The following is an 11794-nucleotide window of genomic DNA, read 5'->3' as shown; positions in this document are numbered from 1 at the left end:
GACCGGGACCTTATTTCGATGAGTGGGCGGTAAGGTCTCCGGGTTCGGGCGATGAAAAGCAATGTCAGACCCCACATTTAGACTAGAAGCATGTTCGAACCGTGGCCCAGCGTGGACCCCGCCATCACCGGGATAGAACCGGCGATATTGTTGGGCACCAACGATTTGTTGGATTCGGTGGAGCGTGCGATGGCCGGGCAGGGGTATTTGAAGTGGGCCCGGTACGCCTATGCGGCGGAGTTGCATCGGCAACTCGATGCCGAGAGCCTCGACGCCTCGGACTTCCTGAAGGACGCCTACACCCAGTGCGCGGCCCGGTTGGCGTTGGCGCAGCGGATGAGTCAGACGGTCGCTGAAAATCATCTGACGTGTGCGTTGGCGTTGCGTGATCGCCTTCCGCACGTGGCCGAAGCCCTCAAGTACGGTCTGGCGGCAGCGCATCACATAGCGGCGATCGTCGCCCGCACGGATCTGATCGAAGGCACCGATCACGCCGCCGACATCGACCGAGACATCGCCGAGAACCTGCGTCGCCGCGGGTCGTGGTCGGCGAAAGCGATGCGGGACATGATCGATGCCACCATCTTTCGCCGCGACCCCACCCTGGTGCGCGAGGAAGACGCAGAACACCCCTGCCTGGCCGACCACGACGCCACCACAGTCCGACCGCTCGGCAACAAAACCAAACCCGCACCAGCACCTGAGTCGGCACCCGCAGCGGCCGGCGATCCTGAAGCCAACGATGCTGTGGCACAGCAGTACCCGACCCCACCGGCCGGCCCGAACCGCAAGGCCCGCCGCGCAGCGAAGAAGACAGTGCCGATGCAGGGCCCACCCGATCCACGACTGGCGGGCGTCAAGCCTGACGACTGGACGCGGGTCAAAGAATCACGGCTGCAAACAATTCCACTACCGGTCGTCAAACCCGGTGACCATTACCGACCGTCCGCAGTCCTCGATGCATTCATCCGCATCCGTGATTGCTACTGCACCTGGCCCGGCTGCAACAAACCAGCCTGGACCGGCGACGATCTCTTCCCAGCACTACGACACATCATCTGGGACGAGACATCACCGCCACCACGACAGCGGGCACCGGACAAACCACCAAAAAGAAGACCCCGCACCGAAGCCAAATACAAACGCCGACAACAGGAGCGAGAACGTAACCGAAATCGGGTTCGTTTCCGGGCCGACAATGGCGCCGACGAATCGCCGGCGCCATGATCGCAGCGTCCCTTCAGTAGTCCGCTTGCTACTTCGGTGGCAACCGCACGCCGCCGTCGACGCGGACGACCTCGCCGTTCATGTAGGAGTTGGTGATCAGCTCGATGACCATCGACGCGAGTTCGTCGGGGGTGCCGAGGCGACGCGGGTACAACACGCTCTCACCGAGCTTGGCCTTGAACGCCTCGGATTCGGGACCTGTTCCGTAGATCGGGGTCTCGATCAGACCCGGGGCGACGGTGTTGTTGCGAATGCCTGCGGCCGCGAGGTCGCGGGCGACGGTCAGGGTCAGACTGACGATGCCGCCCTTGGACGCCGAGTACGCGGCCTGGCCGATCTGGCCGTCGAACGCGGCAACACTGGCCAGGGACACGATCGCGCCCTTCTCGCCCGTTTCCGTCGGCTCGCCGCGGCTCATCGCGGTGGCGGCCAACCTGGTGGCGTCGAAGCTGCCGATCAGGTTGATGTTGATGACCTTCCGGAAGACATCGATGTCATGCGCGGAGGCGAACTCGCCGTCCCGCCCGATGGTGCGCTGCGCTGATCCGATACCCGCCGAGTTGACCAGCGCCCGTAGCGGTCCGAGTTCGAGGGCCTTGTTGACCGCCGCTTCGATCTGCTCGGTCTTGGTGACATCGACGCTGACAAAGGCTCCGCCGATCTCTTTGGCCAGGGCCTCCCCCTTATCCGCCTGCACGTCGGCCACCACCACCTTGGCTCCCAGTGCGGCGAGTTGCCGCGCCACTGCAGCACCGATACCCGATGCCCCACCCGTCACAATTGCGCTTGCTCCGTTGATTTCCATCCTCGCACCCTATGACCGAGCGCTTGTTCGGTTCAAGGGTCAATCGCGATCAGTACAAATACGAGCGGTACAGCTCCTGTCGGCGGGGCTCGTCGGCAGGCACGGTTTCCGCGTGCTGCTCGGCGTAGATGTCGCGAACCGTCGGGACGTCGTCCGGATCGGCGAACCGCTCGGGATTCCACAGATCCGACCGCAGGATCGCCCTGGCGCAGTGGACGTAGACCTCGTCGACGTCGATGACGACGGCGAGTGTCGCCGCCTTGCCCTTGATCGCCATGGCATCCAGCAGATCTGGGTCGGTGCGTAACCTCGCCCGACCGTTGACCCGGACCACCTCGTCGATTCCCGGAACCATGAACAACACCCCGACGTGGGGATTCGCCAGGATATTGCGGTAGGAGTCGACCCGGCGATTGCCCATCCGATCTGGCAGGACCAGGGTGTGCGGGTCTGGGACGAGTACCGCCGAGTCGACGTCGCCGCGCGGCGAGCAATCACAGTTGCCGTCGGCGTCCGCCGTGGCCAACACGAAAAACCTTGCGCGCTCGAGGTACTCGACGATCAACGGGGTCATCGACGATGTGTGCTTGTTCAGGACACCTTCGTGGGCCACTCCGAGCACCCGCTCGAGGTCCGCCGGGGTGGTGATCGCGTGGGTGTCGCCTGAGCTCGATGCGGGTTGGGTCGTCACGCTCCCATCAGACACCAGGTTCCGAGCCGCAGGCCAGTGGGGTTGGTTATCCTGCCTGCCGGAAAGTCGTGAAGTAATCTCACGACATGAATTTGCGCCGCTCATTGTCGACCGATTTGTCCGAAATGATGCGGCGCGGGAAATGGGTTCCGGCAGCGGTGGCAGTGTGTGCGTCACTGGCGCTCGGTGGCATCGTCGCACCGGCCGCCAACGCGGTGCCCACCACCTTCAACCCTGGTTCTCGTCCCGGCGATGCCGCGGAAGTGGCGGCGGTCATCGCCGCTGTCGGTTCGCAATTGACCGACACAACAGGGGCTGCGATCGCGATCGTGAAACCGGCTCCGGGCAACCCGAGTGCATCGATCACGACCACCTATTACTTCGGCGACGCCGACAAGGCTCAGTCGTTGCCCGTCGGACCGCAGACCCAGTTCGAGATCGGTTCACAGACCAAGACTTTCACTGCCTCGCTACTTGCCTTGCGGGTTCAGTCCGGCGAGGTGGCGCTGCCCGACCGCGCTCAGAGTCGCTTGCCCGCCACGGCCGACCTGACTCTGCCGGGAGCAGACGGCAAATTCATCACCATGGGCGAGCTGGTCACCCATCGGTCGGGGTTGAAGCGGGATGCGATGAATCTCGGTCCGGGCTGCTATGCCGAGATGAACTACGACATCACCAAGCTCGCAGCGGGTTTGGACAACAACTACGACGCCCTGATCCACACCCCAGGTACGGATTGGCTGTATTCGAATTGGGGGTTCGGGTTGCTCGGATCGATTGTCGGCGGCGGGTTCAAGCCGGGCGCGGGTGAGCCCTACGGACACACTGTGGCAAACGAACTGACCGGCCCGCTCGGGATGTCCGCCACGGAGTTGGAGCCGGGGCCGAATCCCGATCTGGCCGTGCCGTACAGCGGCGGACAGCCTGTCTGCTACCACAACAACACCGAGGCATACGCAGGCGCCGGTGGCCTGGTCAGCACCGCCGAGGACATGGCGACGTGGGCGCAGGCGTCGATGGGACTAGGCGGAAATCCGCTGGCAGCAACCCTGAAGACAACACTCAACCGCGTGGCGCCCGGAGGTTCCGGCGGCATGCAGATGGGCATGGCCTGGCAGCTGTACCCGGCGTCGAATGCCAACCCCCTGCCCTACGCGTACAAAGACGGCACAACCGGCGGATCCCAGAGTGTCACCGAGCTCGTGCCGACGACGGGTTGGGCGGTCACGGTGTTGACCAATGAGAACTCGGCGAATCCCACCGCGGTGGCCGATCAATTGCGCCGAGCGTTGGCCGCGGGTACCGCCCCGGCCCCCGGCTCGTCGGTCACCGGGTCATCAGTCACCGGCTCGTCGGGCCCGACGCGATAGCGCCGTCGCGGTCCCGGGACCAGGCGGACCACAACCGTGCGTAGCGGTCGCCTGCCGAAACCAGGTCTGCGTGCGTCCCGGACTCGACGATGCGGCCCCGGTCCATCAGGACGATCCGGTCGGCCATCGCCGCCTGGCTGAGCCGGTGGGCGATGATCAGTGCCGAGCGTCCCGCGATGGCGGCCTGGGCGGATCTCTCGAGCGCCTCGGCGCCATAGCTGCCTGCGTCGGATGTCGCCTCGTCGAGGATCACCACCTCCGGGTCGAGCAGAACCAACCTGGCCAATGCGACCTGCTGCACCTGTACGGGCGTGAGCCTGACTCCGCCCGCGCCGACCACCGTGTCCATACCGTCGTCGAGCGCACCGACCCAGTCCCAGGCGAACACCACCTCCAGCGCCGACCTCAGCGCCGAATCACTGGCATCCGGCGCGACCATCCGCAGATCCGCGGCCAATGGACCGGCAAAGACGTGGACATCCTGGGTCACCATCGCGATCCGGCGGGCCCGATCGGAACCTTCGAGATCGCGAACGTCGGTCCCGCCGAGGCAGATCCGGCCCGAGGTGACCGGATGCACGCCGGCCAGCAGCAATGCCAACGTGGTCTTGCCCGCACCGGATGCCCCCACCACCGCCACCTTCTCGCCCGGAGACAGGCGGATGGAGATGTCCTGCAACACCGGATGTTCCGCCGAGTATCCGAAGCTCACCGACTCTGCAGACAGTTCGGCACGACCTGTGGTGTTCTGTGCCACCGGCGCCGGTGGCGCATACCCTTCGGCCTCCTCGATGACGCCAACGATCCGTCCCAGGGACGCCGCACCCGACTGCAGATCGTCGATCACCAGGAGCAGGGCCGAGATCGGCCCGAACAGCCGCAAGAAGAAGAGCATGGCGGTGGTTGTCGCACCCACCGTCGACATCCCGGCGCCCACCAGGTTGTATCCGACGATCAAAATCGTTGCCATCCCGAGGAATTCACCCAGGTTGATCTTGCCGAAGAACCGGTTCTGCACGATCCGGGCACGCAGCGCCCAGCGCACGACATCCCATGACCGGTCCGCGATCCGCGCACCCAGCCCCGCCGACAACCCGAAGGCGTACACGGTTTCCAGGCCGCGGATGGCACCGAGGACGTGGTGGGCGCGTTCTGCCATCGCCACCCGTTCGGCCGCATAGACCTGTGGTGCCTCGCGCAGATACATCCGCACCCCGACCACGTACACGGGCATCAATACCACAAAGACCACGAGGTACCGCCAGTCGAGTACGGCCAGGCCGATTCCGGTCAGCACGATCGTGAAACCCGAGGTCGACAGTGCCGGAACAGCTCTGGAGATCGCATCGCTCACGACACTGACGTCGTCGGTGGCCCGGGAGACGACATCGCCGCTACCTGCCGACTCGACGCGTGCCAGCGGCAGCCGCAGCACCGCATCGAGCATCTGTTCACGCAGCCGCGCGAGCATCGTCTCGAAGAGCTGCGACGACAGTGCCACGCCGAGTCCGGTCAGCACCGCACACCCGATCGCCGCTGCCATCATCAGTCCACCGAGCTGCCACACCTGACGAAATCCGCTGTCGTCGATGGCGATGTCGACGATTCGACCGAGAGCCCACGGCGTGACGAGACCAAGCGCGGCCGCGCCGATCAGCACCACGATCACCGCCGTCAGGAACCACCATCGGCCCTGCACGGTCGCGGCCATCCGGCCACAGACCGCCCGTGGCCGCGCCACGGTCATCGGCACGGTTGTCGGCGCACTCATGCCTGCTCACTCTCATCGAGGATGACGATCTGATCGGCGACCGCAAGCAGTGCCGGAGATCGCGTGAAGACAATCGTCGTATGGTCGGCGCGCGCCTTCGCGATGCGTTCGGCAACAAGGGATTCGGTGACAGAGTCCACCGCCGTTGTGGGGTCGACCAGTACCAGCACCGCCGATTCCGCGGCCAGCGCCCGGGCCAGTCCCACGCGCTGACGCTGACCACCGGACAATCGGCGACCTGCCTCACCGACCGGGCTGTGCAGGCCCTGCGGCAGGACCTCGGCGATGTCGTCGCAGGCCGCGGCGAACACGGCCCGCGCGACCGCCGCCTCCCGGTCCGGCGACTCGGCGACATCGGCGCAGATGTTCTCCAGCACCGAGCCCTCGAACAGATCGGTGACATGCGGGGCCACGCGGACATTGTGCCGTGCGGCAACATCATCGAGGTCGAACAGGTCGACGCCTCCGACCCATACGGTTCCGGCCTGTGGTCGGCGCAACCGCGCCAGCACCGCGGTCAATGCGGCGGTCGTCTCGTGATCGGCGACCACGGCAACAAGCCCGCGGTCGGGCAGTTCGAGGTCGAGCGCCCTGATCGGATCCAGGGTCAGCCCGTCGCAGCGAACCGAGACGCCCTGTGCAACAACCACTTCTCCAGCAGATGACACGGACGCAGGTGTCACCGCCGGTGCCTGCAGAACCTTGAGAACACGTTCGGCCGATGCAATCCCCGCCGACCAGATCTTCCCGAAGCCGGCGCCCAGATCGCTGAGTGGTTCCATCACGAACTGCGTCAGACCGACCACCGTGATCAGCTCGCCGACACTGAGTGACCCATCGACCGCCATCAGGCCTGCCGCGATGGCGACAGCCACCACGAACAGGCCGGACACCCACTCCATCGCACCGAGGTACCAACCCTCGGATCGACGCGCCGCCAGGACCCCGGCGAGCGCGCGCGAGCTGACCTCGTCATACCGGCGCCGCGCCTGCGCCTCTGCGCCAATACCTTTGACGACACGGAACCCGGCGATCAGATCCTCCGCCGTGGCAGCGGCTTCGCCTGCCAATTCCTGCTGATGCTCGCTGCGCCTGCGCAGCGGTCCACCGGACAGGTCGAGGACCAGCAGGATGACCGGGGCACCGATCAGGATCGCCACACCCAGTGGCCACGAGATCCACAGCAGCACAACGCCACAGAACAGAACCGCGGCGAGCTGTCCGACCGGATATACCGCCACCGCCACCGCCGCCGACAGCTTCGCCACGTCCGCGGTCGCGATCGAGAGCAACATGCCGGACATCGCCGGGGGACCTTCCATCCCGGCCGGATCGAGGATCCGGGCCGTAACCCGGCTGCGCAGCTGATGCTGGATCGATTGCATCCCGAGGAATCCGATCCGGGAACCGAAGCGGAAGGAGAACGACAACATCGCGAAGATGCCGCCGAGGACCACCAGCCAGATCACCAGAGCGGTCAGGTCGTGGTCGGTGATCGCCTGATCGATCGCCAGACCCATGACCACCGGGACAAGCGCTTCACCCACCTGGTGACCGATCATCAGACCGGCCGCGGGCAGGGTGCGCCGTTTGGCCGCGAAGATCGTCCGCAGGGTGAATTGCCGCGGGGTCGTTGTGGCGTCGACCTCGATCCAGGTCGAGTCGACCGGTCCGGTTGGCGCATCGAAGAAGACCGGTAGCCGACGCCGAGCGGGTGGTCTGGGGGGCGCTAAGGAGGACACCTATCAAGAACTACATCATTCGGATAGGCTATTTCTACTGGCGTATGGCCGGAAGCATTAGGCTGTTCACAGCCGACAAGCGTTTAAGGGGTTAGTCAGACCATGTCCACCACATCCGCCGGTACACGCTCGAAGCCGGAGGCCACGACGATCGGCGCCACGGCAGAAACGACTCCGGCGTTTGTGCTCTCACGCCCGGGCTATCACCTGCTGGCGACCGGTATCAGCGCCCGCTACGACAGCATCGCGGAGGCCCGCGAGGCGCTCGAACGCGGTGACCACAACTACATCGTGGGTGCACTCCCCTTCGACACCGAGCGGCCCGCCGCCCTGTTGGCGCCGACCGAGGTGACCCACACCGCACAGCAATGGCAGTCACCGGACGGGGCACTTCCGCCGGTGGAGATCGTCACCACGGTGCCTGCACCCGAAGAACACGTCCGACGCGTGCGCCAGGCCCTGCGCGCTCTGACCGATCCGGCCACCGAACTGTCGAAGGTGGTTCTGGCCCGAACACTGGTGTTACGGGCGAGCGCGCCGATCGATCCCGTCGCGCTACTCGGCCGATTGGTCGACGCCGACCACGGCCACAACGGTTTCCTTGCCGATCTCTCACCTGCGGGGCCCGCCTTCGACGGCCATCTCCTGATCGGGTCCAGCCCGGAAGTGCTTGTCCGCCGGACGGGTTCGACGGTGACCTGCCATCCGCTCGCCGGCTCGGCACCACGGTCGGCTGATCCGGACGTCGATCGAGAGCAGGCTCGGCGACTGTCCGCATCGGCCAAAGACCAGCACGAACACGCCTTTGTCGTCGAGGCGCTTGCCGAACGGCTGCGCCCACTGTGCGGCGACGTCATCGTGCCCGCCACACCCTCCCTCACCAAGACGCCGACCATGTGGCACCTGGGAACAGAGATCTCCGGCCAGATCCGCGATCCGTCCATCACGGCACTGGACCTGGCCCGCATCCTGCACCCGACGCCCGCCATCTGCGGTACACCCACCGCACAATCTCGCGACCACATCCTGCGCACCGAGGAGGACCGGCGTTTCTACGCAGGCGCGGTCGGATGGTGCGACGCCACCGGCAACGGAGAATGGCTGGTCAGCATCCGATGCGCCGAACTCGAGGCCGACCGTCGCACCATCCGCGCTTCGGCGGGCGGCGGTATCGTGGCCGACTCCGACCCGGACCAGGAACTGGCCGAGACGTCCGCAAAATTCCGCACCATCCTCACGGCGTTGGGTGTCGGTTAAACTGCTGTGTCGCGGCTGAGTTGTCGTTGACCACGCTGCTCGACATAACCGCTGCACCCGAAAGGTCGTCTTGATGCCCGCCGCGAATGCAGTTCGCCCGCTGGCACACCGCCGCTGGGTTGAGCTTCTGCCGTGGCTCGATGACTATCGGTCCGGTCCATCGATCCTGTCGGAGAACGAACTGATCCCGAACGCGTGGATCGGCGCGTCTCCGGCGGAGAGTCTGACCAGCGAAAACTTCGACGCATTCTGCACACTTGTTGCGGCCAGGTATGTCGCCGACCGGCCAGATCGCCTGCTCGCCTCCGACTTCCCCCATGGCGCACACACCGACCAACGGCTCCATCGGACGGTGAACCAGCTACTCGAATCCCCCGGTATCGACCGCGGCGCGGTAGCCGAGATCGTCCGGAACCTCATCGCGACCACCGCAATTGCCGGCGATCCATCGCCGGTTGATGACGCACTGCCGGTCCCGCTGACCGAAGACCGGCGCGTGCGGGAGTTCGTCGACGGCCTCGACGACCGCGACCGTCTCATCCTCGGTGAACGTATCGTCACCTCGCGGCCACGCACGCAAGCCCATCTGGCCACCCAGATAGGCCTGTCCCGTGAGCGGGTCAACCAGCTCGACCGGAGCCTGCGCCTGCAATTGGCCGAGATGGTCGAGGCATCGACCATGCTGCGCCCGTTGCTGTCTGAGATGGCCGCCAGGGCCAACCCGATCGCCGACATCTCCGACGTGATCGCGGACATCCCCGAGCTGGGACTGCAGTTCCCCACCCTGGAGATCCCACTGTGGCGCATCCTCGGCGCCGGGTCCGCCGAACTCCACATCACCGACGATTGGATCGTCAAAGGTAGTGTGCAAGAGGCGAATACCCGGGTACGGGAGATCCTCGACGAACACGCCGGACCGGAGTCGGTGGTACCGCTCGCCCCAGTGGCCGGGGCGTTGATGCTCAGTGTCGAAACCACCGCCCGCTGGCTGGGCCGCAACGGTTTTGCCGTGATCGGCGATCACGTGGTGACCGCCTCGACCGCGACCGGCGATCTGGTCGCGGCCACGTTGTCCATCGCGGGCACCTCGCTGACCTTCGACGAGATCGTCGACTCCATGGCGGACACTCCGCGGTCGCGCTCGAGCATCCGCAACGCCATCGCCACCGACGATCGGATCGTGAAGACCGACCGCACCACATACGGTCTGGCCCGCTGGGGCGGAGAACGCTACCTTCCCGTCCACCGGCAGATCGGCGCGATACTCGACGAGGTCGGCGGCCAGATCGGCATCGAGGATCTGATCGACCGGATCATGGCCAAGTACAACGTCACCGAATCATCCATCCGCGCATACGCCGGGGCCGGGGAGTTCATCACGCGCGACGATGTCGTCGCCCGGCGTGAAAAGCGTTACGTGAACCGCAAATCGCCTGCGAAGACCCGAAATCTGTACCGCGACGGCGACATCGTCCGCTGGCGCTCGGTGGTATCAAAGGCGCACATCAAGGGGTCGGCGTTCAACATCCCGTCCGCACTGGCCGGGCATCTGGGCGTCGGACCGGGCAACCCGCTGCAGCTGCCGTCCAGACTTGGTCCGCAATCGATCATCTGGGTATCGGTGCAAGGCCGGTTGGGCACCGTCAAACGGTTCATCGACGACCTCGGCCTGACCGAGGGTGACGAGATTTTCCTGGAGTTCGCACCCCAGCAGTTCGATGTCCGGCCGTATCGCCCCCCGGTCGGAGCCGAACCGGCACAACAGATCCTGGCGATGCTCGGTCGTCCGGATGGGCGCACCGCGGATGTTGCACACCTGCGAGAGATCCTGGTGTCGGCCCTGTGGTTGCCGGAGGACTCGGATATCGCGGCGGTGATCGACACACTCCGGCACCGCCGAGAAGACGCTTTGGCCGAACTGGTGAATCTCGCGACCGGGCCCCCTGGCGCAGACGCTACGAAACCGACCTCAATCTGATCGGGCAGTTCTCCGCCTCGTAGATCGCAACGTTCCCGACGCACTGGCGAACCAGGCCATACCGGCGTTCGACCACCTCCGGCACGGCGTCCCGCATTTCAAGCGCCACCCGAAGGCTGCGCCAAAGCTGTTGTGGTGCTCGCTCGATGAATGCGCACACAGATGCAGACGGCGCAAAGAGGACTGATGCCTGCCCGTTTCCGATGCCCGGCCAGGTGTTCGCATCCACCGCCGGTGGAGCGATCTGCAAGCAGGATCCGGCGCTGGCACAAGCGAGAATAACCATGACCGCCGCTGCACTCTCGCAACTTCCACAGAGCATCACCTGAGCCTGCGAATCCAGATCCAGCCCCCTGCGGACCTCGTCGACCGCTTCGCCACAACGGAGCCAGCTCCACATCGACCGATCGGACCCGCCGAGTACAAATCCGCCGTTTCGGTCGATGGGACCGTCCCCGACACCGATCAGTGTGAACTCATCGGCGACGCTGAACATCGGGGCGCAATCGCGTTCACCGACCAGCGTGGCCACGTCCTCGACGAGGTCGTTTTCCAGCACGTGGGACACGACGTAGTGAAGGTCGAGATCGCGTGCGCCGACAAGCGCTTCGTCGTCGAGAGGATTCAGCGGGACGATCACGGCGTCCATGCGCATCAAGGCGTGCAACGCCAGCACGAACTGCCATCCTTCGCGGATACAGAGTCCCACCCGATGGCCCGACCGCAGGCCGCATGCGGATAAATCCTCACAGAGCCAGTCGACGGATTCGTCCAGCCGCTCGAAATCCACCACGTCGTCACCGCAGACCATGGCCTCCAACTGCGGATCGGCACACACAACGTGATCGAACATCGCATTCGGCGCAACAGCGAGCATGCGGCAATTTCCTCCCGTCGGTATGGCGTCGGCGCGCTCGACGTCGTGCCAACCAGACACGGGCCACTCACCAACT

Annotated in this window: 9 protein-coding genes; 4 read left to right on the top strand and 5 right to left on the bottom strand. The window is 65.4% G+C overall.

The window, feature by feature from the left end; translation table 11 throughout:
- Window positions 1-90: 90 nt before the first annotated feature.
- Window positions 91-1227, top strand: a complete 1137-nt coding sequence (locus tag AC1TPF_RS05640) for a DUF222 domain-containing protein (RefSeq protein WP_482143031.1) — start codon at window positions 91-93, stop codon at window positions 1225-1227.
- Window positions 1228-1255: 28 nt separating this feature from the next.
- Here AC1TPF_RS05640 and AC1TPF_RS05635 read toward each other — a convergent pair whose 3' ends face one another.
- On the bottom strand, window positions 1256-2032 hold the full coding sequence (locus AC1TPF_RS05635; RefSeq protein ID WP_482136102.1) for an SDR family oxidoreductase: 777 nt from the start codon (window positions 2030-2032) through the stop codon (window positions 1256-1258).
- Between the two features lie 49 nt (window positions 2033-2081).
- Entirely contained in the window at window positions 2082-2723 is a 642-nt protein-coding gene (locus AC1TPF_RS05630; protein ID WP_482143030.1) for an MSMEG_1061 family FMN-dependent PPOX-type flavoprotein, read from the bottom strand.
- Window positions 2724-2809: 86 nt separating this feature from the next.
- On the opposite strand from AC1TPF_RS05630, the gene AC1TPF_RS05625 reads away from it, so the two are divergent.
- Window positions 2810-4093 (top strand): serine hydrolase domain-containing protein, encoded by a 1284-nt coding sequence (locus tag AC1TPF_RS05625; protein ID WP_482143028.1) that lies wholly within the window; start codon window positions 2810-2812, stop codon window positions 4091-4093.
- Here the strand turns inward: AC1TPF_RS05625 and AC1TPF_RS05620 are convergent.
- Together AC1TPF_RS05620 and AC1TPF_RS05615 are read right to left on the bottom strand one after the other, a co-directional pair.
- Complete coding sequence (locus AC1TPF_RS05620) at window positions 4065-5864, bottom strand: ABC transporter ATP-binding protein (RefSeq protein WP_482143026.1); 1800 nt, start codon at window positions 5862-5864, stop codon at window positions 4065-4067. The genes AC1TPF_RS05625 and AC1TPF_RS05620 overlap by 29 nt on opposite strands.
- Window positions 5861-7606 (bottom strand): ABC transporter ATP-binding protein, encoded by a 1746-nt coding sequence (locus AC1TPF_RS05615; RefSeq protein WP_482143024.1) that lies wholly within the window; start codon window positions 7604-7606, stop codon window positions 5861-5863. Before AC1TPF_RS05615 ends, AC1TPF_RS05620 begins: the two co-directional genes overlap by 4 nt.
- A 102-nt stretch (window positions 7607-7708) precedes the next feature.
- On the opposite strand from AC1TPF_RS05615, the gene AC1TPF_RS05610 reads away from it, so the two are divergent.
- Window positions 7709-8863 carry an isochorismate synthase gene (locus AC1TPF_RS05610; protein ID WP_482143022.1) on the top strand — a complete coding sequence of 385 codons (1155 nt, stop codon included), beginning with the start codon at window positions 7709-7711 and terminating at the stop codon, window positions 8861-8863.
- Window positions 8864-8936: 73 nt separating this feature from the next.
- Complete coding sequence (locus tag AC1TPF_RS05605; RefSeq protein ID WP_482143020.1) at window positions 8937-10841, top strand: hypothetical protein; 1905 nt, start codon at window positions 8937-8939, stop codon at window positions 10839-10841.
- On the opposite strand, the gene AC1TPF_RS05600 is transcribed toward AC1TPF_RS05605, so the two are convergent.
- Window positions 10819-11718, bottom strand: coding sequence for an AMP-binding protein (locus AC1TPF_RS05600; protein WP_482143018.1), 900 nt, complete (start codon window positions 11716-11718; stop codon window positions 10819-10821). The two genes, AC1TPF_RS05605 and AC1TPF_RS05600, sit on opposite strands and share 23 nt — an antisense overlap.
- Window positions 11719-11794: the final 76 nt, after the last annotated feature.

The sequence above is a fragment of the Williamsia sp. Y853 genome, from assembly GCF_056786495.1.
This window is presented reverse-complemented; position numbering and strand designations above follow the sequence as displayed.